Annotated in this window: 24 protein-coding genes; 8 read left to right on the top strand and 16 right to left on the bottom strand. The window is 64.5% G+C overall.

Annotated features, from left to right (window positions below):
* Window positions 1-197 precede the first annotated feature (197 nt).
* From CXP40_RS17420 to CXP40_RS17435, 4 genes are all read right to left on the bottom strand, one after another.
* Window positions 198-1,574: an aspartate aminotransferase family protein gene (locus tag CXP40_RS17420; protein ID WP_106734784.1), complete on the bottom strand. Its 1,377-nt coding sequence runs from the start codon at window positions 1,572-1,574 to the stop codon at window positions 198-200.
* A 20-nt stretch (window positions 1,575-1,594) separates the two neighbouring features.
* A complete protein-coding gene (locus CXP40_RS17425) occupies window positions 1,595-3,058 on the bottom strand; it encodes an NAD-dependent succinate-semialdehyde dehydrogenase (protein ID WP_106734785.1) in 1,464 nt (487 codons plus the stop codon).
* A 216-nt stretch (window positions 3,059-3,274) separates the two neighbouring features.
* Complete coding sequence (locus CXP40_RS17430) at window positions 3,275-3,925, bottom strand: 7-cyano-7-deazaguanine/7-aminomethyl-7-deazaguanine transporter (RefSeq protein WP_106734786.1); 651 nt, start codon at window positions 3,923-3,925, stop codon at window positions 3,275-3,277.
* A gap of 155 nt (window positions 3,926-4,080) precedes the next feature.
* Window positions 4,081-4,452 carry a C40 family peptidase gene (locus CXP40_RS17435; RefSeq protein WP_371916968.1) on the bottom strand — a complete coding sequence of 124 codons (372 nt, stop codon included), beginning with the start codon at window positions 4,450-4,452 and terminating at the stop codon, window positions 4,081-4,083.
* Between the two features lie 399 nt (window positions 4,453-4,851).
* On the opposite strand from CXP40_RS17435, the gene choX reads away from it, so the two are divergent.
* Window positions 4,852-5,778: a choline ABC transporter substrate-binding protein gene (gene choX, locus CXP40_RS17440; protein WP_106734788.1), complete on the top strand. Its 927-nt coding sequence runs from the start codon at window positions 4,852-4,854 to the stop codon at window positions 5,776-5,778.
* Between the two features lie 134 nt (window positions 5,779-5,912).
* Here choX and CXP40_RS17445 read toward each other — a convergent pair whose 3' ends face one another.
* The 6 genes from CXP40_RS17445 to CXP40_RS17475 form a co-directional block, all read right to left on the bottom strand.
* On the bottom strand, window positions 5,913-6,389 hold the full coding sequence (locus CXP40_RS17445; protein ID WP_106734789.1) for an Lrp/AsnC family transcriptional regulator: 477 nt from the start codon (window positions 6,387-6,389) through the stop codon (window positions 5,913-5,915).
* Window positions 6,390-6,640: 251 nt separating this feature from the next.
* The gene (gene doeB, locus CXP40_RS17455; RefSeq protein ID WP_106734790.1) at window positions 6,641-7,645 is read right to left on the bottom strand and encodes a N(2)-acetyl-L-2,4-diaminobutanoate deacetylase DoeB; all 1,005 of its coding nucleotides are present in this window, start codon (window positions 7,643-7,645) and stop codon (window positions 6,641-6,643) included.
* 4 nt (window positions 7,646-7,649) lie between these two features.
* Window positions 7,650-8,840, bottom strand: a complete 1,191-nt coding sequence (doeA, locus tag CXP40_RS17460; protein ID WP_106734791.1) for an ectoine hydrolase DoeA — start codon at window positions 8,838-8,840, stop codon at window positions 7,650-7,652.
* Between the two features lie 57 nt (window positions 8,841-8,897).
* Window positions 8,898-9,875: an ectoine utilization protein EutC gene (gene eutC, locus CXP40_RS17465; RefSeq protein WP_106734792.1), complete on the bottom strand. Its 978-nt coding sequence runs from the start codon at window positions 9,873-9,875 to the stop codon at window positions 8,898-8,900.
* A 9-nt stretch (window positions 9,876-9,884) separates the two neighbouring features.
* On the bottom strand, window positions 9,885-10,856 hold the full coding sequence (gene eutB, locus CXP40_RS17470) for a hydroxyectoine utilization dehydratase EutB (RefSeq protein ID WP_106734793.1): 972 nt from the start codon (window positions 10,854-10,856) through the stop codon (window positions 9,885-9,887).
* 336 nt (window positions 10,857-11,192) lie between these two features.
* On the bottom strand, window positions 11,193-12,590 hold the full coding sequence (locus tag CXP40_RS17475) for a PLP-dependent aminotransferase family protein (protein ID WP_021487463.1): 1,398 nt from the start codon (window positions 12,588-12,590) through the stop codon (window positions 11,193-11,195).
* 246 nt (window positions 12,591-12,836) lie between these two features.
* Between CXP40_RS17475 and ehuB the strand changes: the two genes are divergently transcribed.
* From ehuB to ehuA, 4 genes are all read left to right on the top strand, one after another.
* Window positions 12,837-13,682 (top strand): ectoine/hydroxyectoine ABC transporter substrate-binding protein EhuB, encoded by an 846-nt coding sequence (gene ehuB, locus CXP40_RS17480; protein WP_106734794.1) that lies wholly within the window; start codon window positions 12,837-12,839, stop codon window positions 13,680-13,682.
* Between the two features lie 64 nt (window positions 13,683-13,746).
* Window positions 13,747-14,406 (top strand): ectoine/hydroxyectoine ABC transporter permease subunit EhuC, encoded by a 660-nt coding sequence (gene ehuC, locus CXP40_RS17485; protein WP_106734795.1) that lies wholly within the window; start codon window positions 13,747-13,749, stop codon window positions 14,404-14,406.
* Window positions 14,403-15,065, top strand: coding sequence for an ectoine/hydroxyectoine ABC transporter permease subunit EhuD (ehuD, locus tag CXP40_RS17490; protein WP_017676297.1), 663 nt, complete (start codon window positions 14,403-14,405; stop codon window positions 15,063-15,065). Before ehuC ends, ehuD begins: the two co-directional genes overlap by 4 nt.
* Before the next feature lie 41 nt (window positions 15,066-15,106).
* Entirely contained in the window at window positions 15,107-15,886 is a 780-nt protein-coding gene (gene ehuA, locus CXP40_RS17495; RefSeq protein WP_106734796.1) for an ectoine/hydroxyectoine ABC transporter ATP-binding protein EhuA, read from the top strand.
* A gap of 132 nt (window positions 15,887-16,018) precedes the next feature.
* Here ehuA and CXP40_RS17500 read toward each other — a convergent pair whose 3' ends face one another.
* The 6 genes from CXP40_RS17500 to CXP40_RS17525 form a co-directional block, all read right to left on the bottom strand.
* Entirely contained in the window at window positions 16,019-17,272 is a 1,254-nt protein-coding gene (locus CXP40_RS17500) for a virulence factor family protein (RefSeq protein ID WP_371916969.1), read from the bottom strand.
* Window position 17,273: 1 nt separating this feature from the next.
* Entirely contained in the window at window positions 17,274-19,910 is a 2,637-nt protein-coding gene (mprF, locus tag CXP40_RS17505) for a bifunctional lysylphosphatidylglycerol flippase/synthetase MprF (RefSeq protein WP_106734798.1), read from the bottom strand.
* Window positions 19,911-20,030: 120 nt separating this feature from the next.
* Window positions 20,031-20,297: a PilZ domain-containing protein gene (locus CXP40_RS17510; protein ID WP_106734799.1), complete on the bottom strand. Its 267-nt coding sequence runs from the start codon at window positions 20,295-20,297 to the stop codon at window positions 20,031-20,033.
* 127 nt (window positions 20,298-20,424) lie between these two features.
* Window positions 20,425-21,312 carry a lysophospholipid acyltransferase gene (locus CXP40_RS17515; protein ID WP_106734800.1) on the bottom strand — a complete coding sequence of 296 codons (888 nt, stop codon included), beginning with the start codon at window positions 21,310-21,312 and terminating at the stop codon, window positions 20,425-20,427.
* A gap of 101 nt (window positions 21,313-21,413) precedes the next feature.
* On the bottom strand, window positions 21,414-22,022 hold the full coding sequence (locus tag CXP40_RS17520; protein WP_106734801.1) for a pyridoxamine 5'-phosphate oxidase family protein: 609 nt from the start codon (window positions 22,020-22,022) through the stop codon (window positions 21,414-21,416).
* Window positions 22,019-22,573, bottom strand: a complete 555-nt coding sequence (locus CXP40_RS17525; protein ID WP_106734802.1) for a DNA-3-methyladenine glycosylase I — start codon at window positions 22,571-22,573, stop codon at window positions 22,019-22,021. The genes CXP40_RS17520 and CXP40_RS17525 overlap by 4 nt, the downstream gene beginning before the upstream one ends.
* Window positions 22,574-22,745: 172 nt before the next feature.
* Between CXP40_RS17525 and glyQ the strand changes: the two genes are divergently transcribed.
* The 3 genes from glyQ (at window position 22,746) to gmhB (ending at window position 26,344) form a co-directional block, all read left to right on the top strand.
* Window positions 22,746-23,693 (top strand): glycine--tRNA ligase subunit alpha, encoded by a 948-nt coding sequence (glyQ, locus tag CXP40_RS17530; RefSeq protein WP_017676289.1) that lies wholly within the window; start codon window positions 22,746-22,748, stop codon window positions 23,691-23,693.
* Window positions 23,690-25,744, top strand: coding sequence for a glycine--tRNA ligase subunit beta (gene glyS / locus CXP40_RS17535; protein WP_106734803.1), 2,055 nt, complete (start codon window positions 23,690-23,692; stop codon window positions 25,742-25,744). The genes glyQ and glyS overlap by 4 nt, the downstream gene beginning before the upstream one ends.
* Before the next feature lie 69 nt (window positions 25,745-25,813).
* A complete protein-coding gene (gene gmhB, locus CXP40_RS17540) occupies window positions 25,814-26,344 on the top strand; it encodes a D-glycero-beta-D-manno-heptose 1,7-bisphosphate 7-phosphatase (protein ID WP_106734804.1) in 531 nt (176 codons plus the stop codon).
* Window positions 26,345-26,346: the final 2 nt, after the last annotated feature.

Consider the following 26,346-nt stretch of genomic DNA (forward strand, 5'->3'; position numbering starts at 1 on the left):
AAGCTAGCAGGCTGTTGAAAAACTATCTGCGTTGCCTGGCCGTCGTTAAAAACAGCCTCAAAATGCTCATTTACAGCTCGTAAACTCCGCTTTTTCGGCTGTTTTTGCCTAGGCCAGTCTGCCTCGCCTACGTTTTTCAATGGCCTGCTGGAGAAGGACTTCAGCCTTCATGGCTGAAGTCCTTCCAGCGGTAGATCTCAGAGCACCTCGCTGGCCACCGCATCCACCGCCGCCTTGGCGATCCCCACTACCTCGTCCGCCTCAGCCTTGGTAAGTACCAGCGGCGGGGCGAAGCCGAGGATGTCGCCGTGCGGCATGGCGCGGGCGATCATGCCGCGCTCCAGGCAGGCAGCAGAGACGCGCGGGCCGACCTTGAGCGCGGCATCGAATGGCGTGCGCGCCTCCTTGTCAGCCATGAACTCCAGCGCCGCGAGCATGCCGACACCGCGCACTTCGCCCACCAAGGGATGACCTTCGAAGGTCTGGCGCAGTTGCTGGTTGAGGTAGGCGCCGACATCGGCGGCGTTGGCGGAGATATTTTCCTTTTCGAGAATATCTAGGTTGGCCAGCGCAGCCGCGGCGCAGATCGGATGACCGGAGTAGGTCCAGCCATGGCCCATTGCGCCATCGCGACTGGAAGCCTCGTCGATCACGTTCCACACCTTCTCGCCGACGATCACTGCCGACAGCGGCGCGTAGGCACTGGTCAGGCCCTTGGCGGTGGTGATCAGGTCCGGCTGCATGCCGAACATCTGGCTGCCCATCGGCGTGCCCAGACGGCCGAAGGCGCAGACCACCTCGTCGGCGATCAGCAGAATGTCGTACTTGGCCAGCACGGCCTGGATGGCCTGCCAGTAACCAGTGGGTGGGACGATGATGCCGCCGGTGCCCATCACCGGCTCACCGATGAAGGCGGCCACGGTGTCCGGGCCTTCAGCCAGGATCAGACGCTCCAGATCCTCGGCGCAATGGCGCACGAAAGCCGCTTCATCCATGCCGGCCGGAGCCTTGTAAAAGTGCGGGCAGGCGGCGTGTTTGATATCCGCGTGAGGCAGGTCGAAGTGCTGATGAAAGCTGGCCAGGCCGGTGAGGCTGCCAGTCATGATGCCCGAGCCGTGGTAGCCGCGCTGGCGGGAGATGATCTTCTTCTTCGCCGGGCGGCCGAGCACGTTGTTGTAGTAGCGCACCAGCTTGATCTGGGTCTCGTTGGCGTCCGAGCCGGACAGGCCGTAGTAGACCTTCTTCATCCCCTTGGGCGCCCAATCGATGATGCGCGCCGACAGCTCGATGATGGCCTCTGTCGAGTGGCCGACGTAGGTGTGGTAGTAAGCCAGCTCCTTGGCCTGCTTGTAGATGGCCTCGGCCACTTCGGTACGCCCGTAGCCGATGTTCACGCAGTACAGGCCAGCGAATGCATCGAGCAGCTCGCGGCCTTCGTGGTCGCGAATACGGATGCCGGAAGCGCCGGTGATGATACGCCCCTTGAGTGCGCCGCTGGCGTGGTCGTGAGCGTGGGTGGACGGGTGCATGAAGTGGGCACGGTCCTGGGCGAACAACTCGTCGTAATGGCTCATGGAAAATCCTCCGGTTTGGCTCAGTAGCGCTGGCCCTGATGATGAATGCAGAAGTATTTGGTTTCGACGAAGGGCTCGAAGCCTTCCGTACCGCCCTCGCGGCCGAGGCCGGAGGCTTTCATGCCACCGAAGGGGATCGGGTGGCCGGTGAATTTGGTGCCGTTGACCGCGACCATGGCGTGGTCGAGGCGACGGATCAGCGGGTGGACGACATCCACGCGGTTGGAACAAATGTAGGCAGCCAGGCCGTATTCGGTGTCGTTGGCCATGGCCACGGCTTCGTCCAGGGTGTCGAAGGCGCGCACGCCGGCGATGGGGGCGAAGTTCTCCTCGCGGTAGATGCGCATGCTGTCAGTGACGTCGGCCAGCAGCGTCGGCTGCCAGAACCAACCGCCCAGCGCATGCGGTTCGCCACCGGCCAGCAGGCGCGCGCCCTGTTCGATGGCATCGGCAACCCGTGCGGCCGTCACGTCCAGCGCAGCCTGGTGCATCAGCGGACCGATCTGGTTGCGCGCGTCATGCCCAGGGCCGACGCGCAGGCCGCGCACGGCCTTGGCGAAGCGCTGTAGAAATTCTTCATAAATGGGGCGCTCGACCAGAATACGGTTGGCGGCGCAGCAGTCCTGGCCGGAGGTCTGGAACTTGGCATCCAGCGCCACCTGCACGGCGTGATCGAGATCGGCATCGGCGCAAACGATCAGCGGCGCATTGCCGCCCAGTTCCAGCGCCACCTTCTTCACATCCTCAGCAGCCGCCTGTAGCACCAGCTTGCCGACGCGAGTCGAGCCGGTGAAGCTCACCGAGCGCACACGGGTATCTTTGACCAGGGTTTCCATGGCCATCTGCGGTTCACCCAATACCACGTTGAACACACCGGCTGGCAAGCCGGCCTCCTCGGCCAATTGCGCCAGGGCAAAGGCGGAATAGGGCGTCTCGTGCGCCGGTTTGACCACCACGGTACAGCCGGCGGCCAGCGCCGCGGCGGCCTTGCGGGTGATCATCGCGCTGGGGAAATTCCACGGCGTGAGCAGGGCACAGACGCCCACCGGCTCCTTCACCGTACCGAGCTGAGCACCTGGGATATGGCTGGGGATTGTCTGGCCGTAGAGCCGGCGCGCCTCCTCGGCGAACCAGGGGATAAAGCTGGCGGCGTAACGGATCTCGCCACGGGCTTCGGCCAGCGGCTTGCCCTGTTCAAGGCTGAGAATGCGCGCCAGGTCTTCCTGATGCTGCAGGATCAGTTCGGCCCAGCGCCGCAGCAACGCCGCTCGGGTTTCCAGGCTCTGCTCGCGCCAGTCGGCGAAGGCACGCTGGGCGGCGTCCACTGCGGCAACGATCTGCGGCTCACCGAGCATCGGCACATGGCCGATCACGCTCTGGTCGGCAGGGTTGTGCACGGCGATGCTGGCGCCGTCGTCACTGTGCAGCCAGTGACCGTCGACATAGCACAGCGATTTGAACAGCAGGGGATGGTCGAGGGGCATGGCGGTGTCTCCGGGCCGATGGGCATGGGAGACATGCTAGGGAAGGGCGGCTTGGCATTTTTTCCAAGCCGGGCAGGCGTTACCGCAGTTTTTTCTGAAGGATCAGCCGGAACAGAAGATTTCTGGGGCGCCCGTCATGCCTTGACGGCGGCACTCGGGTAAAGCCCCTCCCACATACTTGGCCACCGTGGGAGGCGCTTCAGCGGCGAGTGAGCATCACGCCGTGGCAGTGCGCTGCGGCAAGGCCCGCACGATGGCACTGAGCAGCATGCCGTACAACGGCACGAAGAGGATCAGGCTGATGGCCAGCTTGATCACGTAGTCCACGGTGGCGATCTCCACCCAGTTGGCGGCCATGAACGGATCGTCGCTGCGCCAGAACGCCACCGAGAAGAACAGGAAGGTATCGAGCAGATTGCCGAAGATGGTCGAGGCCGTCGGCGCGACCCACCACTGACGCATCTTGCGCAGGCGGTCGAACACCTGGATATCGAGCAACTGGCCGAAGGCGTAGGCCAGGAAACTGGCCACGGCGATGCGAAAGACGAACAGGTTGAATTCGCCCAGCGTCGCCAGACCGCCGAATACCCCTTCATGGAACATCACCGACACCACGTAGGAGGCCACCAGCGCCGGCAGCATCACGCGGGCAATCACCACCCGCGCGGAATGCTTGCCGATCAGGCGCACGGTGAGATCGGTGGCCAGGAAGATGAACGGAAAGCTGAACGCACCCCAGGTGGTATGCCAGCCGAACAGGGTGATCGGCAGCTGCACCAGGTAGTTGCTGGCGATGATGATGACGATATGGAAGGCGATCAGGCCGGCCAGCACGGGCCGACTGACCGACGCAGGAATCAGGGTCATGTCGATGTCCTTTTTCATGGAGTGGGGTTAGGGAACCCACTGCCGCAGCCGACATGGCCGCGAGCGGCGCGCATTCTAGCGCGTTGTTGACCCGCGGGATAGGTTTTCCCGCAGATGACCAAACCGCTCGGATGGAAGGTCGCGCCGCCGCTGACTCAGGCTTCCGGCACCACCCGCTTGGCCAGCTGGAAATGCCGCTGCCAATACGAGTTGTTGAGGAAGTCGATACGCACGTTGGTGCCACGGCGCGGCGCGTGGACGAAGCGGCCCTCACCGATGTAGATGGCCACGTGATCCACCGAGCGGCTGCGAATGCGGAAGAACAGCAAATCGCCCGGCTGCAGGTCGCTGCGTTTCACCGAGGGCGCGTCCAGGCGCGACAGCGCGCGGGAGGTGCGCGGCAGGTCGAGGTCGTCCTGAGTCTTGAAGGCGTATTGCACCAGGCCGCTGCAATCGAAACCGTGGCGCAGGCTGGTACCACCCCAGCGGTAAGGCGTGCCCAACGCGCCCAGGGCGCGGTCGATCACTTCGCTGGACGGTTTTGGCGCAACCGCTGGCGCGGTGGCAGGAAGGGTATGGATACGAAAGGTGGCGGAGGCTTGGGTACAAATTCCCAGTAAAAGAGCGCCTCCCAGGCAAAATGACATGAAGAACTTATTCAAACCCAGTGATCCTGGTGATTGGCCTTTACGCGGAAGCCCTTCCGAATCAAGGCATTGCATCGGAAACGAGCCTCCTGCCCATCCCGGAGACGGACTGTCAGGAAAAGTCTTTGGTTCATTTCCAAGGCGACGAGCCGACGAACGGTTTACCGCTGATGCCTTCGTATTCCCGACCAATCGCGTCCAATCACGACTCGGAGGTTGAGCCTCCGGCCCTCGGCCGTTAAGGTCGCGGAGCGACTCATCTTCGGAAAGGATTCACTCATGACGCTCAAAGCCTTCCTGCTCGGCGCCTCGCTCCTGGCACTCGCCCACGGCGCCCAGGCGCAGACCGAAAACTCCAGCTGCTCCACGGTGACCCTGGCCGATCCCGGTTGGAGCGACATCGCCGTGACAAATGGCATCGCCAGCCTGCTGCTCGATGGCTTGGGCTACAAAGCGCAGACGCGCACCCTGGCCGTGCCAATCATCTTCGCCGGGCTGCAGAAAGGGCAGGTCGATGTGTTCCTCGGCAACTGGATGCCGGCCGGCCAGCACGACTACGACCGCTACGTGGCCAGCGGGCAGATCGACAAGGTGGTGGAAAACCTGGGCGGCACCGAATACACCCTGGCCGTGCCGACCTACGCCCATGAAGCCGGCGTGAAGGACTTCAACGACCTCGCCAAATTCGCCGACAAGTTCGGCAAGAAGATCTACGGCATCGGCTCCGGCTCGCCGGCCAACGACTACATCCGCCAGATGATCACCGGCAACGAGTTCGGCCTCGGCGACTGGCAGCTGGTGGAATCCAGCGAGCAGGCGATGCTGGTACAGGTCGGCCGCGCGGTGAAGCGCGACGAGTTCGTGGTGTTCCTCGGCTGGACACCGCACCCGATGAACGTGCAGTTCGACATGCAGTACCTCAAGGGCGGCGAGAAATTCTTCGGCAGTACCGGCTCGGTCAACACCCTGGCGCGCAAGGGCTATGTGGCCGAATGCCCGAACGTGGGCAAGTTGCTGACCAACCTGAAGTTCACCCAGGAGATGGAGAACACCATCATGGACGACGTGCTCAACCGCAAGGTGGCCAATGCCACGGCGATCAGGAACTGGATCAAGGTCAACCCGCAGGTACTCGATGGCTGGCTGGAGGGTGTGAAAACCCGTGATGGCGGCGATGGGCTGGCGGCGGTGAAAGGCAAGCTCTAATACCGCATTCCCGTGTCGGTCGAACCAGTTCCCGTAGGGTGGGTTACGCCGCAACCAACATGGCGAAATGTTCGAATACTCCGGCGACGGCTAGCCCACCCTACGGGCGCTCGGCATCTGGTGGTTGGCGTCCGTTACTCATCCAGTTCGGCGGGCGCACCCGCCGTGTCCGCCTTGATGGTCTTGGTGACGATGTAGGTGAAGTAGCGCTCGATGCCCAGGTCTTCGAGCAGCAGCTGGTCGATGAAGCGCTGGTAGTGGTCGATATCGCGGGCACGGATCATCGCGATGTAATCGACACCGCCGCCGGTGGCGTAGCAGAAGCCCACCTCCGGCGCCTCGCTCAGGCGCTGCTCGAAGCGGCGCATATCCTGCGCGGTGTGGCGGGCGAGGGTGATTTCCACCAGCACCTGCTGGCTGCGAAACAGCGCCGCCCAGTCGATCTGCGCGCGGTAGCCCTTGATCAACCCGGCACTTTCCAGCTTGCGCACCCGCTCCCAGGCCGGCGTCACCGAGAGGTTGATCGCCTCGGCCAGAGCCGACTTGGTGATCCGCCCATCCTCGGCGAGGATGCGCAGGATCTTCAGGTCATAGCGGTCGAGCTTGTGCATCGGTTTCTCGGTTGGCTAGGGGTTTAAAGATGTAAAGGCCAGATCGCGGCTAAAGGGCACCTCTAAAAACTACCTGCGTTGCCATCGCTGCGTTAAAAACAGGCTCAAAATGCTCATTTACAGCGCGTAAACTGCGCTTTTTCGCCTGTTTTTGCCTTGCGCTGGCTGCCTCGCCTACGTTTTTTGAGATGCCCTAAAGCCCCTCCCACGGGACACTCAGACTATGGGAGGGGCTTTAGCCGCGACCGTTTCTAGTCCACCACCTCGGCGATGACCGCGAGGGTATCACCACTTTTCACCAACCCCGGGAAATGCCGGGCAGCGAGCAGGCCGCTACGTTTTGCTCGGTATTCGGTGGCCGGCGCGCCAGTACGACGCGCGCTGTGCACCCGCGCGATCACCTCGCCCTTCTCCACGGTATCACCGAGGTCGCGGCACATTTCCAGCAGGCCATCGTCTTCGCTGGCGACGAAGCAGTCGCCGTCGGGCATATCCAGCATCACCGACTCGCCGGCCTCGATCTCACCCTGTAGCAGGCCGAAGTGGATCAGCAGGTTGCGCACGCCACGCTCGGCGATGGCCAGGCTTTTCGCCGTGCTGCTGCCACCGCCACCCAGTTCGGTGGTGACGAATACCTTGCCCTGTTCCTCGGCCGCGGTGTCGTACATGCCCACTGCGTCCAGTTCCAGCATGCGCATGCAGTAGGGCGCGGCGAAGGCACGCATGCCGGCCGCGCAGGCGGCGTCCTGCGCCTTGTCGGGCAAAACGTGGCAGGCGGCGAAGGGCAGGAAATCCAGGGTCTTGCCCCCGGAGTGAATGTCCAGCACAACGTCGGCCAGCGGCAGCAGCGTGCGCTGGAAGTAGTCGGCGATCTTCTGCGTCACCGTGCCGTCCGGCTTACCAGGAAAGCTGCGGTTGAGGTTGCCCTTGTCGATGGGCGAGGTACGGGTGCCCGCCTGCACCGCCGGGGTGTTCATGAACGGCACGATGATCACCCGACCACTGACGTCCTCGGCGCGCAGGCGCTGGGCCAGCTTGCTCAACGCCAGCGGGCCTTCGTATTCGTCGCCATGGTTGCCACCGGTAAGCAGCGCGGTGGGGCCGCTGCCATTCTTCACCACGGTCACCGGGATCATCACCGCGCCCCAGGCCGAATCGTCACGGGAATAGGGCAGCTTGAGAAAGCCGTGTTGCACGCCATCACGGTCGAAATCGACCGTGGGGCTGATGGGGTTGTCGCGCAGAACGTCGGTCATGGCATCAATCCTTCACGAACAGCTTGCGCGGTACGTCGCAGAAGGTTTCCACGCCGCTGTCGGTGATCAGGATCGACTCGGTGATTTCCAGGCCCCAGTCGTCCAGCCACAGGCCGGGCATGAAGTGGAAGGTCATCCCCGGCTGCAGCACGCTCTCGTCGCTCGGGCGCAGGCTCATGGTGCGCTCGCCCCAGTCCGGTGGATAACTGATACCGATGGGGTAGCCGCAGCGGCTGTCTTTGTGGATGCCGAACTTCTCCAGCACCTTGAAGAAGGCGCGGGCGATGTCGCCGGTGGTGTTGCCCGGCTTGGCCGCATCCAGGCCGGCGGCGATGCCTTCGACCACAGCCTTCTCGCCGTCGAGGAAATGCTGCGGCGGCTTGCCCAGGTAGATGGTGCGCGACAGCGGGCAGTGATAGCGCTTGTAGCAGCCGGCGATCTCGAAGAAGGTGCCGGCGCCGCTGATCATCGGCGAGTCGTCCCAGGTCAGGTGCGGCGCGCTGGCATCGGCGCCGGTGGGCAGCAACGGGACGATGGCCGGATAGTCGCCGCCATGGCCGTCTGCACCGAGGATGCCGGTGCGGTAGATCTCGGCGACCAGCTCGTTCTTGCGCAGGCCCGGTTCGATCTTGTCGAAGATCGCCGCGTGCATCTTCTCGACGATCTTCGCCGCGATGCGCATGTAACCGATCTCGGTGGGCGACTTGATCGCCCGCTGCCAGTTGACCAGCGCAGTCGAATCGACGAAACGCGCGTTGGGCAGATTGCGCTGCAGCGAGCCATAGGCGGCGGCGCTGAAGTAGTAGTTGTCCAGCTCGACGCCGATGCTGAGTTTGTCCCAACCACGGGCAGCGATGACCTCTTTGGACAGGTAGTCCATCGGGTGGCGCTCGGTGGACTGCACGTAATGGTCGGGGTAGCCGACGATATTGCTCTGCTGCATGAACACCGTGCGCTTGGCGCCATTGGCGTCCTGGCCACGGCCGTACCAGACCGGCTCGCCATCGAGCGCCAGCAGCACGCACTGGTGCACGTAGAACGACCAGCCGTCATAGCCAGTGAGCCAGGCCATGTTGGACGGGTCGGTGACGATCAGCAGCTCGATGCCCCTGGCCTGCATGGCGCTACGCGTCTTGGCCAGGCGCTGGGCATATTCCTCCCGGCTGAAGGGGAGGTTGACGACGATTTCGGACATTGCGTTGCCCTCGTGATGGAACGGTTATTCAGGCGCGGCGTGCCGCGCCCGCAGGTTTCATGAATCGAAACTGAGGCCTTTGCCGGCCGCGACGGCGCGCTGGTAGGCGAGGCTGGCGATGGCGGTGTCTTGTGCTCCAGTGCCGGTCAGGTCGCACAGGGTGATCTGCTCGGGCGCGGTGCGACCGGGACGTTGCCCAGCGATGACCTGGCCGAGCTCGGCGAAGTCATCCTCGGCATGCACCAGACCGGCGGCGATGGCGTGGTGCAGCTCACCCAGCACACGGGTCTGGCTCAGGCGGTCGGCGACATAGGCATTGACCCGCGCCAGCACGGCTGGGGCGATCTCGTTCTTGTGCTCGGCATCCGAGCCCATGGCGGTGATATGCAGGCCGGAGCGCAGGTGCTGCGGCTGGATCAGCGGCTCGCGACTGGGCGTGGTAGTGATGGCGATATCGGCGCCATCCAGCGCCGCGTCGACGCTGTCCACTGCGCGCGCATCGTCCAGCTCGGCGGCCATGGCCTGGGCCTTGGCGGGATCGCGCGCCCAGATACGTACCTCGCGCACCTCGCGCACCAGGCGCAGGGCTTGCAACTGCAGGCGCGCCTGCTCACCGGCACCGAGGATGGCGACCACCTTGGCATCTTCGCGGGCCAGCCATTTGGCGGCAATGGCGCCGGCGGCGGCAGTGCGCACGGCAGTGAGGTAGCCGTTATCCAGCAGCAGCGCATCGGCCAGGCCGGTCTGTGCCGAGAACAGCATCATCAGGCCATTGAGGCTGGGCAGGCCAAGCTTGGGGTTGTCGAAGAAACCGGGGCTGACCTTGATCGCGAAGTGCGCCACGCCGGGCAGGTAAGCGGTCTTCACGTCTACCTCGCCGTTATGCTCGGGCACGTCCAGACGCAGGATCGGCGGCATCGCCACGGCGGCAGTGGCCAGCAGGCGGAAGGCGTTTTCCACCACTTCGAGGCTGTCGCTGTCGAGGCCGACGCAGTCGCGCAGGTCGGCCTGGTTGAGAATCAGGGTCTTGGCCATGGAAGCTCCTCAGGCGTCGGCGCCATTGAGCACGCGCAGGTGCTGGTCGATGTCGATGTTGCGGCCGCTGATCACCACCACCACCGGGCCACGCGGTTCGATCAGGCCATCGAGCAAAGCGGCGATGCCGACCGCTGCGGCGCCCTCGACCACCAGCCTTTCTTCGCGGTAGGCGTGGCGGATGCCGCGGGCGATGGAGGCCTCGTCGAGCAGGTGAACCTGATCGCACAGCTCGCGAGTGATGGAATAGGTGAAGCGGTTGTCCAGGCCGATGCCGCCGCCGAGCGAGTCGGCCAGGGTCGGCAGCTCCTCCACCTCGACTGGCTCACCAGCCTCGAGGCTGGCATGCATGGCGGCGCCCAGCTGCATGCTGATGCCGTGGGTACGAATCGCCGGGCTGGCCGCCTTGATCGCCAGCGCCACACCGGCGAACAAGCCGCCGCCGGACAGAGGCACCAGCACTTCGCAGACGTCCGGGCACTGTTCGAGAATCTCCAGGCCCAGGCTGCCCTGGCCGGCGATCACATGCGGGTGGTCGAATGGCGGGATAAATGCGGCGCCCTGCTCGCGAGCGATACGCAGGGCTTCGAGCTGGGCATCGTCCTGGCTGCGGCCTTTGATAACCACCTCAGCGCCCAACTCGCGAATGGCACGCAACTTGTTCTGCGGCACAAGCTCGGAGAGGCAGACAATGGCCTTCACGCCCTGCTGCGAGGCAGCGAAGGCAAGCGCACGGCCATGGTTGCCGGTGGAGGCCGTGACCACGCCGAGGCGCTTCTGCTCGGCATCCAGCTGCGCGACCGCGTTGCTCGCGCCGCGCAGCTTGAAACTACCGGTAGCCTGCTGCGACTCCAGCTTCAACCACACCGGCACACCGGCCAGGCGACTCAGGCTGGGCGAATGCTCCAGCGGCGTCTGGCGCACCAGGCCGGCAATGCGCTGGCGGGCCTTGAGTAGATCATCGGCGGTGATGGAAGACATGGCGCACGTTCCGAGAAGGTGTGCGGCCGAGTGTATGAGCGGGAAATTGAGCGGCTGAATGTACTAGGACGATTTTTTATCTGGGCGTTTGTACCGTGTGGAAATCGGTGCGCACGGCGCACCCTACAGACACGTCAACCGTAGGGGGCGACGCACGCATCCGCTTGTAGCCTGTATGAAATCCGGGAAGCATCGAAGCAAACCACTCCCGGATTTCATCCGGGCTACAAGAGCCCCTCTCCCCAACCCTCTCCCGCAAGCGGGAGAGGGAGCTAAATCCTTGTACCGTTGGAGGTGTTGTAGGAGCGGCTTCAGCCGCGAAACTCTTCAACAGCGCTAGAAATCATGCACCTTCGGGTACTGCTCGAAGACGTCACGCACGATCTGCACGCCCTGGCGCATCTTCGCTTCGCTGCATTCGGCGCCGACGCACAGGCGCACTGCACGCGGCCTCGGCATGCCTGGCGGGACGAAGGGGTCGGGCAAGGTCAGCGCGACGTTGCGCCGGCGCAGCTCGCGCAGCAGGCCATCGGTCTCCCAGCCTTCGGGCACACGCAGCCAGCTGTTGAGCGAATAGGGGTGGTTGCCGATCAGGTGTTCGCCCAGCTCCTGCTCCACCAGCGCCTGCCGGTTGGCCAGCAATTGTCGCTGTAACTGCACCAGATCCTCGGCCTCGCCCGAGTCGATCCAGCGCGTGGCGATTTCACCGAGCAGCGACGGCGCCATCCAGCTGTTGACCCGCAGGATGCTCTCGGTACGCAGAGCCAGACGTTTGGGCATCACCAGGTAGCCGATACGCAGACCGGTGAGCACCGACTTGGTCATGCTGGTGCAGTAGAACGACAGCTCCGGCGCGTAATGACTGAGCGGCCGCGTGGCTTGCTGGCCGGCCAGCAGCGGGCCGTAGACGTCGTCCTCGATGATGTACACGCCATAGCGGCGGGCGATCTCGGCGATCTCGCGGCGGCGCTCGTCGGGCATCAGTGCGCTGGTCGGGTTGTTGAGGTTGGGCGTGCAGACCAGCGCGGTGATCCGCTCGTTGCCACACATGTCCTCGAAGTGCTCGGGGTTCAGCCCGTAGCGATCCATCTCCAGGCCCTTGAGGGTGAAGCCGAGCACCTGCGAACTGCCGATGGCGCCGTGGTCGGTCAGCCCTTCGCAGAGCACCACGTCATCCGGGCCGGCCAAGGTAGCCAAGGCGAGGAAAATACCGTGGGCGGCGCCGCTGGTCAGCAGCACATCCTCGATGCCGACATCCATACCCAGGCGCGCCAGCCAGCGCACCGCGGCCTCGCGCTGATGCTGCATGCCAGCAATCGGGCGGAAGGCGTGAATCCACGGCTGGTCCGGCTCCTGCGCCAACTCCAGGCAGGTCTGTCGCCACAGGCGGTCGTGATCAGCCGTATGCAGGATGCGCGCGTTGGAAAAGTCCATCAGCGCCTGCTCGGTTTGATCGAGCATGCTGGTGGCCACGCGCTCGCTGGTGCGCCGTGAGACGAAGCTGCCACGGCCCACCTCGCAGCGCACGCGGCCCTGACGCTCTAACTCCTTGTAGGCGTTGGTCACGGTCTGCACGCTGATACCCAGCGCGTCTGAAACCTGACGTTGCGGCGGCAACCGTTGGCCGTCGATCAGGGTACCCTGTTCGATATCGGCGGCGACCGCCTGGACCAGCAGCTTGTATTTCGATTCGCCCGGGCGAGCGTTGGCCAGGGCCTTCTTCCAGTTGTGCATCGATGGCTCCTCCGGCGACTGCGTTCAAGCATCCCGCGTGAGGCGTTACGATTCAATTGTCCTAGTGCAATGCCGTAGCCAAAAAAGCCTTTGTATGCTCGGCCCAAGGGTGGAAAACAGTGCCTCAGGCAACTCAAAAGAACACCACCCGGCGCAGGCCTACTGCGCACCAACGCTCTTGATTTACCTGCCTCCTAACACAGCACGCCGCCGTTGGCGGATTACAAGAAACAGGAGAACACCAAGATGAGTAGCGTTATCCCCTCCCGCTTCGGCCGCCTCGCACTGGCCTGCGCCCTGCTCACCGGTCTCGCTGCCGGTGCCCAGGCCTCGACCCTGGACAAGGTCAAGGACAGCAGCAGCGTGCGTATCGGCTACGCCAATGAAACACCATTCGCCTACACCGCCCTCGACGGCAGCGTCACCGGCGAGTCGCCAGAGATCGTCAAGAAGATCTTCGAACGCATGGGCGTCGAGAAGATCAACCCGGTGCTCACCGAGTGGGGTTCGCTGATCCCCGGCCTGCGCGCCAGCCGCTTCGACCTGATCGCCGCCGGCATGTACATCACCCCCGAGCGCTGCAAGCAGGTGCTGTTCACCGACCCGCACTACCAGCTGCCCGATACCCTGCTGGTGAAAACCGGCAACCCGAAGGACCTGCACAGCTACGAGGACATCGCCAAGAGCGGCGCCAAGGTGGCGATCATGTCCGGCACGGTGAACCTCGGTTATGCCCGTAGCGCCGGCATCACCGATGACCAGATCCTCCAGGTACCGGATACCACCGCACAGCTGCAGGCCGTGCGCGCCGGTCGCGCCGACGCGGCAGTCGGCACTCAGCTGACCATGAAAGGTCTGGCCGACAAGGGCGGCGACAGCGTCGAAGCCATCGCCGAATTCAAGGACGATCCAGCCCACACCGGCTACGGCGCCCTGGCCTTCCGCCCGGAAGACAAGGACCTGCGCGATGCGGTGAATGCCGAGCTGAAGAAATGGATCGGCAGCGAAGAGCACCTGGCCACGGTCAAGCCCTTCGGTTTCGACCAGTCCAACATCACCGACAAGACCGCCGCCGAACTCTGCGGCCAGTAATGAACGGACCACGCCGCGCACTCCGGTGCGCGGCGCGCTTTCGTGCATAGAGCGGTAGACATTCATGACCGATCTTCTTCCCCTGCTGCTGCAAGGCGCCTGGGTCACCGTGCAAGTCACCTTCTGGGGCTCGCTGCTGGCCATCGTCTCGGCTGTTATCGCCGCCCTCGGCCGGCTGTCGCCCATCGCTCCGCTGCGCTGGCTGGCGATCACCTACATCGAGATCTTCCGTGGCACCTCGCTGCTGGTGCAGCTGTTCTGGCTGTACTTCGTGCTGCCGATGCCACCGTTCAACGTCGAGATGAGCGCCTTCACCGTGGCCATCGTCGGCCTCGGCCTGCATATCGGCGCCTATGGCGCGGAAGTGATGCGCGGCGCCATCCGCTCGGTAGCCAAAGGTCAGTACGAGGCCTGCACCGCGCTGAACATGCGACCGTCGAAGCGTTTCCTGCGCATCATCCTGCCGCAGGCACTGCTGGCAGCGATCCCGCCAGGCACCAACCTGCTGATCGAGTTGCTGAAGAACACCTCGCTGGTGTCGCTGATCACCCTGTCTGACCTGGCCTTCCGCGCCCGTCAGCTGGATCAGGCGACCTTCATGACCCTGGAGATCTTCGCTCTGGCCCTGATCCTGTATTTCCTCATGGCCCAGGTGATCAACCTCGGTATGCGCCTGCTGGAAAAACGCCTGAGCCGTGGCCGGATGCGCGGAGGCCTGCAATGAATTTCTTCGACTGGGATTTCGCCCTGAGCATCCTCCCGGATTTGCTCAAGGCCTCGCTCAATACCCTGCTGATCACCTTCGCCGGCTTCGCCATTGCCATCGTGCTCGGCCTGCTGCTGGCCATCGCCCGACGCAGCAAGCACCTGTGGCTGTCCTGGCCGGTGGCCGGGCTGATCGAGTTCATCCGCAGCACGCCGCTGCTGATCCAGGTGTACTTCCTGTTCTACGTGTTCCCCAACTACGGACTGAACCTCACCGCGCTGCAGGCAGGCATCCTCGGCATCGCCCTGCACTACGCCTGCTACACCGCCGAGGTGTATCGCGCCGGCCTCGACGCGGTGCCGCGCGGCCAGTGGGAGGCGGTGACGGCGCTGAACATGTCGCCGCTGTCGGCTTATAGGCAGATCATCCTGCCGCAGGCACTGCGGCCGATCCTGCCGGCGCTGGGCAACTATCTGGTGGCCATGCTCAAGGACACCCCGGTACTGTCGGCCATCACCGTGGTGGAAATCATGCAACAAGCCAAGAACATCGGCTCGGAGAGCTTCCGCTACCTCGAGCCCATCACCATGGTCGGTCTTTTCTTCCTGCTGCTGAGCCTGGCCCTGGCCTGGTGCGTGCGGCGCGTGGAAGATCGCCTGGAGGTCACTGCCCGATGACTGCTTTTCTAAACTCTACAAACGCTGCAGGGAGTTCCTCCATGCCCCAGCCCATCGTCCGCTTCACCGACGTGACCAAGCGTTACGGCAACCTCACCGTACTCAACAAGCTCAACCTGGATGTCGCCCCCGGCGAGAAGGTAGCGATCATCGGCCCCAGCGGCTCGGGCAAGTCGACCCTGCTGCGCGCGCTGATGACTCTGGAGAGCATCGACGAAGGCGTGATCGCCGTCGATGACGAGCCGCTGACCCACATGCCCGGTCGCGACGGCCGCCTGGTGCCGGCCAGCGCCAGCCACCAGCGCAAGGTGCGCGGCAAGATCGGCATGGTGTTCCAGAGCTTCAACCTGTTCCCGCACATGTGTGCGCTGCAGAACGTGATCGAGGCGCCAATGCAGGTGCTCGGCATGGGCAGGAAGGAAGCCACCGAACGCGCCGAGGACCTGCTGGCGATGGTCGGCCTGGGCGAGAAGCTGCGCCATTTCCCCTCGCAGCTCTCCGGCGGCCAGCAGCAACGCGTGGCCATCGCCCGTGCGTTGGCGATGCGACCCAAGGTGATGCTGTTCGACGAGGTGACCTCGGCGCTCGACCCGGAACTGTGCGGCGAAGTGCTCAACGTGATTCGCCGCCTCGGCAGCGAGCACAACCTGACCATGCTGATGGTCACCCACCAGATGGGCTTCGCCCGCGAGTTCGCCGACCGCGTGTGCTTCTTCCACCAGGGCTGCATCCATGAACAGGGCACGCCGGACCAGCTGTTCGGCAACCCGCAGCAGGAAAGGACGAAGGCGTTTCTCAGCGCGGTGAACGAGGCGCACTGAGGCGCACTGTGGGAGGCGGGGAGCAATCAGAGCTCTCTACCGTTTCCGTAGGAGCGGCTTTAGCCGCGATTTTTCGCGGATGAATCCGCTCCTACAGAATCAGGGCAATCCGTTCGGCATGCGTCAGCGAGACTAACGCGGCTGCCGCGCCTTGATCGCCGCCAGCATCTTCTGCGCCAACGCCGCGTAATCACCATCGAAGTGGTGCCCGCCCTTGATCATCAGCTGCTCCCCCGGCGCTCCGGCTTCGGTGCAGCCGCTCTCGGCTGCTTCCTCGCTGCCGTAGATGCAGTACACCTTGGCCGCCGGCACCTTGCGCAGTTCGGGGCCGGTGGCCGCTTCCGCGCCATCCTTGCCGAGCCAGCCGCTGACGGCGATCTCGAAGCTGCCGCTACGGGCAAAGGCCAGTAGCAACATGGCGTCGACCTGCTGCTGATCACTGGCCGGCAGGCGGTTGTAGATCGCCGGCAACACGTCTGCACCGAAGGAATAGCCGGCGAGCACGAAGCGCTTGATATGCCACTTGTCGCGGTACTGCTGCATCAGTCGCGACAGGTCGGCGGCGCTCTGTTCCGGGCTCTTGTGCTGCCAGTAGTAACGCAGGGTGTCGATGCCCACCACCGGATAACCGGCAGCCGCCATGTGTTCGGCCGAGGCGCGGTCCAGATCGCGCCAGCCACCATCGCCGGAATAGAACAGGGTCAGGGTATCGGCCGGTTGCTCCGAGGGATGCTCGATCACCGGCATCGCCGCGCCCTGGCCGGCGAGCAAATGCTGCAACTGATCGGCCAGCAGGGTCGGCAGCGGCGTGCCCAACGCACCGATGCGCGGCTCACCGTTATTCTGCTCGCGCAGGAAACGTGCGTTGTCGTCACCCGGGTTATCGTTCCACAGGGCGATCCAATGGCCGTGCTCGGCCTTGTTCGGCAAGGGCTCGGCGCAATCGGGTTTGGCCAGGTCGAAACCGACCGACAGCGCCAGGGCCTGGTCGTCGCTTTGTGCCGCCAGCCAGCGCCAGGCCGAGGCTGCTGCCGGGCCGATACCGGCCACCAGGGTCGGCGCGCCGCCCAACTCCTCGCTGGCCTGGCTGATCAGTCGTTGTTGCGCGTGGCAATCGCCTGCCACGAAAGGCACCTGCAATAGGCGCAGGTTGCCCGCCTCGGCCAGGCGCTGCAACGTCGCGTCATCCAGCGCCTGGTCAGGCGCCGCGATCAGCAGCACACGCTGGCGCGCCTCGCCCTGGCTCAGCAGTTGCGCCGGCGTGCCCTGTATCTGCAGCGTTTGCAGATGAGGCACGGCATGCATCGACCACCACCAGATAAATGCTCCGGCGCCCAATGCAGCAACCAGCAACAATCCACCCAGCGTCCTTGTCGTCCTGCTCATTTCAACGCCTCACCAATCCACCCAGGCCGCCAGCGATCAACGTGGCGGTGTCGGCCAATGCCACCCAGGGGTCGAGCCCGGCCGGCACGGCCAGGTAACGCGGCTCCCACTGCGGCAGGAACTTGTCCTTGAAGCGGCGCAGGCCCTGGAAGTTGTAGAAGTTCTCGCCACGGTCGAACACCACCGCGCCGAGACGCAGCGGCAGCGGCGCACCCTTGCGCGTCTGCAGGCCGGCCAGCGGCACCATGCCAAGGCTGAAGCGCGCATAGCCCTCGCTCTGAAACTGCTGGATCAGGCCAAGCATGAGGAATTCCATGGTCGACTTCGGCGCATCCGGCAGTACGCGCATCAGGTCGAGGCTGGCCACCGCGCGCGTTTCGCATTCCAGCAGGTTGGCGAAGGCCACCGCGCGGCCCTCGAAGCGCACCACCACAACGCGAAAATGTGCCAGGTATTCAGGGCTGAAACGGCCGAGGGAAAAGCCTTTCTCGCGTACGTTCTTACCCTGCAGCCAGGCGTCGGAGATCGCCTGCAGCGCCTCCATCGGCACCTGGCCGGGCGCGTGGAACTCCAGGCTCAGGCCATCGCGCTGGCCGCGATTCCAGGTGTAGCGCAGGGCTTTCATCTCCTTGCCGTTGCTGGCCAGGTCGAAGGTCTTCAGATCCACCAGCGCCTCTTCACCGAGCTTCAGCGCAGTCAGGCCGATATCGATGTAACCGGGCAGGTTCTCCGCGCGCACCTGGTAGAACACCGGCCGCGCATGGTGGCGGTCGCAGAGGTCGCGGAACTGCCAGATCAGCTCGGCACGTGCCGCAGGCGGGCCGATGGGGTCGAACAGTGCCACCAGGCTGCGCCCGCGACGGGCATACATGAGGAAAGCTTCGCTATCGGGATGGAACAGCAACGCCTTGTCACCACTCAGTGCCAGGCCACCCTCAGGCTGGCGCGAGGCCTGGACGATGGCACGGGCACGCAGCAACGCATCCTCGTCCGGCAGGCTGATACTTGGCGGCGTGGCGCGCAGCAGCCAGGTCAGGCTGACCGCCAGCAGCACCAGGGCACTGCCCAGCGCCGCCCGCAGGCCGCGCGGGGCGTTGGCATCCAGCTCGAACTGCCACCACAGCTGATGGCTGTAGGCGACATCCTGATAGGCGAACAGCAGCAGCCACACCGAGGCGGCGATCACTCCGGCGGTGGCCGCCAGCACCAAGCCGGAGGCCGGCACGTCCATCAACCGGCTACGTCGGTAGAACTCGCGGCGAAACAGCGCCAGCAAGCCCGCGATGGCCGCCAACGCCAAGGCCTCCGGCCAGTCGAAGCCCTTGAGCAGTGACAACACCACGCCCAGGCAGAGCAGCACCAGGGTCAGTGCCCAGGCCGCCGACAGGCGCCGGCGCAGCCCTTGCGCCAGCAGCAGGCAGAGCGTGCCGACCAGGCTGGCCGCCAGGTGCGAGGCCGCCACCAGTTGCGGCGGTATGAGGAAATCCAGCGCCTCCAGGCGTTCGTCCATGGTCGGCGTCACCCCGGAGAACAGCAGCACCGCACCGGCGCAGAACACCAGCAGCGCCAGCAGGGGTACCGCCATACCACTGGCCATGCGCGCCACCTGCCGCGGGAACCACAGGCGACGCGCCTCAGCAGCCAGCAGCAGGAGCCCAGCCGCCACCAGCGGCAAAATCACATAGAGCAGGCGATAGAGAAGCATGGCCGCGACCAGCCCGGCCGGGTCGATACGCGAGGAAAAGGCCGCCAGCAGCACCGCCTCGAATACCCCGACACCGCCCGGCACATGGCTGAGCACACCAGCTGCCAGTGCCAGCATGTAGATCAGCACGAAGGAGGAGAAAGGCGGCGCCTCGGGCAGCAGCAGATACAGCACGCTGGCAGCGATCAGTACGTCGAGGCTGCTGATCAACAGCTGCGTCAGGCTCATGCGCAAACCGGGCAGACGCAGACTGAAGCGGCCCAGATCGATTTGCCAGCAGCCAGGCGCGGGGCGCTCGGCCAGGCGTTTCCGGCTAACCAGCAGCCCCACCACCAGTGCCGCGAGCAGTATCGCAACGGCGAACACTGCCAGCACAGGCTCGGACAGGCGCAGCGCAGCCGAGGCATCCGTGAGATCGAACAGAGCCGCCAATGCCGCGAGAATCGGCAGGCTGACGCCCAACGACAGGCTGGCGAACAGGCTCATGCGCGCCACATCGCCCGCGCTCAGCCCATTGCGCCCGTACAGGCGGTAGCGCACCGAACCACCGGACAACGCCGACAGGCCCACGGCATTGCCGATGGCAAAAGCGCAGAAACCGCCGAGCGCCAGGGTCGGCGGCGGCAGGTCGACATTGGCATACCGGCTGGCTGACCACTCGTAGGCGAGCATCAACAAAAAGCCCAGCACGGTGGCCAGCAAGGCGCCGAGCAAAGCCTGCGGCGGCACGGCCGCCAGGGATTCACGCACCTGATCCGGGTTGATCTCGCGCACCAGGTGCCAGCAGGCGACCAGCGCCAGGCCGAACAACAGCAGCGAAAGGCCGAGGCCGATCAGGTGTCGGTTGCGTTGCAGCCAGCCGGATTGGGGAGAGGGAGGAAGATCTGGCGCGCCTGCGCTTTCAGCGGGGAGTTCGGATACCGCTCGACTCATGTCGAAAACGCCTCTGATGGACGCCACCTCGGAGTGAGGCCTAGATCAGAGTGTAGATGTAACAAAATGTTCCATTGAGCCGAAACGCTCGTTGCGAATGTCTGAACTGGCTGACGCCGTTCAGGCCTCGCCGAGAAACCTCAGGCCGGCCCCTTCGGGATCCACGCGCATCACTTCCATCTTCAATACCGGGGCGGGGAAAGGCAGATCCTGTACCTGGCCGATCACTTCGGTGCCGACCGACAAGCTGACCATGTCCGGGTGCTTCACGTAGACACCGCTATCGGACAGATCACGAGTCTGCGCCAGCAGCTCGCCGAAGCTGGGGTGGCTGATCTTGATCCGGCACTTCATCGGGGTACGCACCTGCTGGCGCTGGTTCGGCATGGAGGCTCCGGGGGTAGGCGGACGATGCAGCCTTTAATAACGCAAAATCGAAACAATTCCCAACGCTCGACAGAAAAAAGGCGCCATCGAGGCGCCTTCGTTCATCATCATGCTCAGTGGCAGTACGTCAGTACCACTTGGCCTCACCCTCGGGCCGCTTCTTGAAGCGCTTCATGCTCCACATGTACTGGCTCGGGTAGCTGCGCACGTAGCGCGATACCACTTCGCTCATCGCCGCCACGCCTTCTTCGACGTTCTCGCTGTACATGCCTTCGGGGGCCGCCTCAAGGATCACCTTGTAGCCGCTGCCATCCGGCAGACGCAACGCATGCAGGAACACACCGACCGCCTTGCCACCAGTGAGCATGCTCGGCACGAACTTGCTGGTCAGCGCGGTGGTACCGAGAAAGGGCACGAACACACCCGACGAACGGCTCGGCTCCGGGTCGGCCGGAATACCCACGGCGCCGCCCTTGCGCACTTCCTTGATGACACTGAGGATGCCTTCCTTGGTCGACGGCGCCACGCGGTTGCCCATCTGCACGCGCTGCTGCTGCAGCAGTTCGTCGACCGCCTTGAGCTTCGGCGGGCGGTAGAAAATGATCGGTTTGCACTGGTTGCAGTAGAAGTGGTTGAGCACTTCCCAGTTGCCCAGATGGCTGGTGATGCCGACCACGCCCTTGCCGGAGGCCAGCGCCTGCTGCAGCACCTCCAGGCCTTCCACTTCGCGCACCAGCTTGAGCGATTTCTGCGCCGGCCAGATCCAGGCGCAGGCACTTTCGGTCAGGGTCTTGCCGATGTCCTTGAGGCTTTGCCCGACCAGTTTGTCCAGCTCGGCCTCGTTCAGCTCGGGGAAACACTTGCTCAGGTTGATGCGCACCACATCGCGCGAGCCGTTCGGCAGTTTCCACATCAGCCAGCCGATGGCATTGCCCACGGCCTGCACGGCGCGCCAGGGCAGCAGTGCGAACAGGCGCAGGAACCCGACCACCAGGGCGCCCTTGAGTTTTTCCACGAGAGACTCCAAGCGTTTCTGCAAAGCGCCCAGTTTAACAGGACGTTCAAAAACGTTGGTGAGGCAGGCAAGACAAGGCGTAACGACCAGGGCCGGCTCAGTCAGTAAAGGCTCGTCCGCAGCCGCTGTTGCAGATCGCGCTCGTAGGCCTCGACGTCGAATTCCTCATAGATACAGCGGAAGATGTCGCCCGCACTCGGCAGGCTGGCGCGCTCCACCTGGCGCGATGCATCCCACAGCCCGGAACGCACCGCCGCCTTGGAGCACTGGAAGTAGCAGCTGTCGATATGGATGCGCAGCACGCTGCGCGGCAGCTTGCCCTGGGCACGGCCCACTTCGAGCAGTTCGGGGTCGAGGGAAATTTCTGCACGGCCATTGACTCGCAGGCTCTCGCCGACGCCTGGAATCAGGAACAGCAGCGCCACCTGCGGGTTGAGCACGATATTGCGCAGGCTGTCGATGCGATTGTTGCCGGGGCGATCCGGCAGCAGCAGGGTCTGGTCGTCGAGAATCTGCACGAAGCCCGGCGCATCACCACGCGGCGAGCAATCCAGGCCATCCGGGCCAACGCTCGCCAGCACCACGAAGGGCGAGGCTTCGATCAGCGCGCGGTAGGGTTCGATCAGCCGCGGCAGTTCCTTGCGCCGCGAGCGCTCATGGCTTTCGCCGTACAGTGCCTGCAATTCATCCAGCGTGGTGATGGTGGTCATGAGTCCTTCAGTTGCGCATAGCGGTCGCAGTCGGTGGTGTGGTCCATCACCATACCCGTGGCCTGCATGAAGGCATAGCAGATGGTCGGCCCGACGAAGTTGAAGCCCGCCTTGCGCAACGCCTCGCTCATCGCCTCGGCTTCAGGCGTCACTGCCAGCATCTGGCTGCGGTCGCTGAAGTGGTTGATCTTCGGTGCGCCGCCGACGAATGACCAGAGCCAGGTCACCGGATCCTCCAGCTGCAACCAGGCCTGGGCGTTCTGCCGCACGGCCTTGAGCTTGAGGCGGTTGCGGATGATCCCGGGATCCTGCATCAGCACCTCGATCTCTTCGTCAGTGAGGCGGGCCAGACGCTCGGGATCGAAGCCGTGCAGCACCTGGCGATAACGCTCGCGCTTCTTCAGCACGGTGATCCACGACAGGCCGGCCTGCGCGCCCTCGAGCAGCAGCATCTCGAACAGATGACCGGCATCGCGCTGCGGCACGCCCCATTCCTCGTCGTGATAGGCCTGGTACAGCGGATCGTCGGTACACCAGAAGCAGCGGGGCATGGCGGTAAGCCTCGGTCAGGGTCGAAGCGACGACTATAGCGGCAAAATAACTGGATATAAATACAGTCAACATCAACCGCGAATGATGCCGATATGCCGTACCCTGCGGCCTGCGTCGAGTTTCGATATACTCCCCGGCTTTCCCTCGCAAGCCTCCACAGGTGATTTTTTCGTGAGCCAGACCAAGCCTGCCGTGCGCACCTTCCAGGACCTGATCCTGGCCCTGCAGAACTACTGGGCCGAGCAGGGCTGCGTGGTGCTGCAACCCTACGACATGGAAGTGGGCGCCGGCACCTTCCACACCGCCACCTTCCTGCGCGCCGTCGGCCCGGAGACCTGGAACGCCGCCTACGTGCAGCCTTCGCGTCGCCCCACCGACGGCCGCTACGGCGAAAACCCCAACCGCCTGCAGCACTACTACCAGTTCCAGGTGGTCTTGAAGCCCAACCCGGAGAACTTCCAGGAGCTGTACCTGGGTTCGCTCAAGGCCATCGGCCTCGACCCGGAAGTCCATGACATCCGCTTCGTCGAGGACAACTGGGAATCGCCGACCCTAGGCGCCTGGGGTCTGGGCTGGGAAATCTGGCTCAACGGCATGGAAGTCACCCAGTTCACCTACTTCCAGCAGGTCGGTGGCATCGAGTGCTACCCGGTGACCGGCGAGATCACCTACGGCCTGGAGCGCCTGGCCATGTACCTGCAGGGCGTCGACTCGGTCTACGACCTGATCTGGACCGACGGCCCGTTCGGCACCGTGACCTATGGCGACGTGTTCCACCAGAACGAAGTGGAGCAGTCCACCTACAACTTCGAGCACGCCAACGTCGAGAAGCTGTTCGAGCTGTTCGATTTCTACGAGAGCGAAGCCAACCGCCTGATCGAGCTGGAGCTGCCGCTGCCGACCTACGAGATGGTGCTCAAGGCCTCGCACACCTTCAACCTGCTGGACGCCCGCCGCGCCATTTCGGTGACCGCGCGCCAGCAGTACATCCTGCGCGTGCGCACCCTGGCCCGCGCGGTAGCGCAGAGCTACCTGCAGGCGCGCGCCAAGCTCGGCTTCCCCATGGCCACCCCCGAACTGCGTGACGAAGTACTGGCCAAGCTGGAGGCACAAGCATGAGTGCGAAAGATTTCCTGGTCGAACTGGGTACCGAAGAGCTGCCACCGAAAGCGCTGAAAAGCCTCGGTGACGCCTTCCTCGCCGGTATCGAGAAAGGCCTCAAGGCCGCCGGCCTGAACTACGCCGCCAGCCGCGTGTACGCCGCGCCGCGCCGCCTGGCGGTGCTGGTCGAGCAGCTCGAAGAGCAGCAGGCCGACCGCAGCATGAACCTCGACGGTCCGCCCATCCAGGCCGCCTTCGACGCCGACGGCAACCCGACCCAGGCCGCCCTGGGCTTCGCCCGCAAGTGCGGTGTGGACATCGCCGAGATCGACCGCAGCGGCGCGAAACTGCGTTTCGCCCAGCACATCCCTGGCCAGCCGGCGGTGAACCTGCTGCCGACCATCGTGCAGGACTCGCTGAACGACCTGCCGATCCCGAAACGCATGCGCTGGGCCGCCCGTCGTGACGAATTCGTGCGCCCGACCCAATGGCTGGTGATGCTGTTCGGCGACGCCGTGGTCGACTGCGAGATCCTCGCGCAGAAGGCCGGCCGCGTCTCCCGTGGCCACCGCTTCCACGCCAACCGCGACGTGCGCATCAGCAGCCCGGCCAACTACGCCGAAGACCTGCGCAGTGCCTTCGTGCTGGCCGACTTCGCCGAACGCCGCGAGCTCATCAGCCGCCGCGTCGACGAACTGGCCGCCGCCGAGCAGGGCAGCGCCATCGTGCCGCCAGCGCTGCTGGACGAAGTCACCGCCCTGGTCGAATGGCCGGTGCCGCTGGTCTGCTCCTTCGAGGAACGCTTCCTCGAGGTACCGCAGGAGGCGCTGATCAGCACCATGCAGGACAACCAGAAGTATTTCTGCCTGCTCGATGCGAACGGCAAGCTGCTGCCGCGCTTCATCACCGTGGCCAACGTCGAGTCCAAGGACCCGGCGCAGATCGTCTCCGGCAACGAGAAAGTCGTGCGTCCGCGCCTGACCGACGCCGAGTTCTTCTTCAAGCAGGACAAGAAGCAGAAGCTCGAAGGCTTCAACCAGCGCCTGGCCAACGTGGTGTTCCAGGCCCAGCTGGGTTCGGTATTTGAAAAGGCCCAACGGGTATCGGCGCTCGCCGGTTTCATCGCCCGCGAAGTCGGTGGCGACGCCCAGCGCGCTTCCCGCGCCGGCCTGCTGAGCAAGTGCGACCTGGCCACCGAGATGGTCGGCGAATTCCCCGAGATGCAGGGTATCGCCGGCTACTACTACGCGCTCAACGACGGTGAGCCGCAGGACGTCGCCCTGGCCCTGAACGAGCAGTACATGCCGCGCGGTGCCGGCGCCGAGCTGCCGAGCACCCTGACCGGTGCTGCCGTGGCCGTGGCCGACAAGCTCGACACCCTGGTCGGCATCTTCGGCATCGGCATGCTGCCGACCGGCTCGAAGGACCCCTACGCCCTGCGCCGCGCCGCCCTCGGCGTGCTGCGCATCCTGATCGAGAAGGGCCTGGATCTGGACCTGGCCGCTGCGGTCGACTTCGCCGCCGCCCAGTACGCCAGCAAGATCAAGACCGAAGGCCTGGCCGCCCAGGTGCTGGAGTTCATCTTCGACCGCTTGCGTGCGCGTTATGAAGACGAAGGCATCGAAGTGGCCGTGTATCAGGCCGTGCGTGCGGTGAACCCGACCTCGCCGCTGGACTTCGACCAGCGCGTGCAGGCCGTGCAGGCCTTCCGCAAGCTGCCGCAGGCCGCTGCCCTGGCCGCTGCCAACAAGCGTGTGTCGAACCTGCTGAGCAAGGCCGAAGGTGGCGTCGCCGCACAGGTCGAGGCGCACTACTTCGACAACCCCAGCGAGTTCGCCCTGCACGCCGCCATCCAGCAGGCCGACCAGGCCGTACAGCCCCTGGCCGCCGCCCGCCAGTACAACGAGGCCCTGGCCAAGCTGGCTGGTCTGCGCGAGCCGGTTGACGCCTTCTTCGAGGCGGTGCTGGTCAACGCCGAAGACGCACGCGTGCGCGCCAACCGTTACGCCCTGCTGGCCCGCCTGCGCGGGTTGTTCCTTGGCGTGGCGGACATCTCGGTACTGGGCTGACGCCAGGCGCTGGCCGCGAAGGTTTTCGCGGTCAGCGGTCGTTTCCATTTCTGCTTCTGGCGTGGCTGCATGAAACTGCTGATCCTCGACCGCGACGGTGTCATCAACCAAGACTCCGACGCCTATATCAAGACGCTTGACCAGTGGATACCGATCCCTTCGTCTATCACTGCTATCGCGCGCCTGTCGCGATCGGGTTGGACGGTGGCCGTGGCTACCAACCAGTCCGGCATTGCCCGTGGCTATTACGATCTGGCGACCCTGGAGTCGATGCACGCGCGCCTGCGCCAGCTGGTGGCGGAGCAGGGCGGTGAGGTCGGCCTGATCGTACACTGCCCGCACGGGCCGGATGACGGCTGCGAATGCCGCAAACCGAAACCAGGCATGCTCCGGCAGATCGCCGCGCACTATGCCACGGATCTGGCAGGAATCTGGTTCGTCGGCGATACCAGCGGTGACCTGCAGGCCGCGCTGGCCGTCGATTGTCAGCCTGTGCTGGTGAAAACCGGCAAGGGCGAACGCACCCTGGCCAAGCCACTGCCGCCAGGAACCCTGGTATTCGATGATCTGGCGGCTGTCGCCGATCAACTGCTCTCATAAGG

The sequence above is a fragment of the Pseudomonas sp. YY-1 genome (genome assembly GCF_002843095.1).
GTDB classification, from domain to species: Bacteria; Pseudomonadota; Gammaproteobacteria; order Pseudomonadales; family Pseudomonadaceae; genus Aquipseudomonas; species Aquipseudomonas sediminis_A.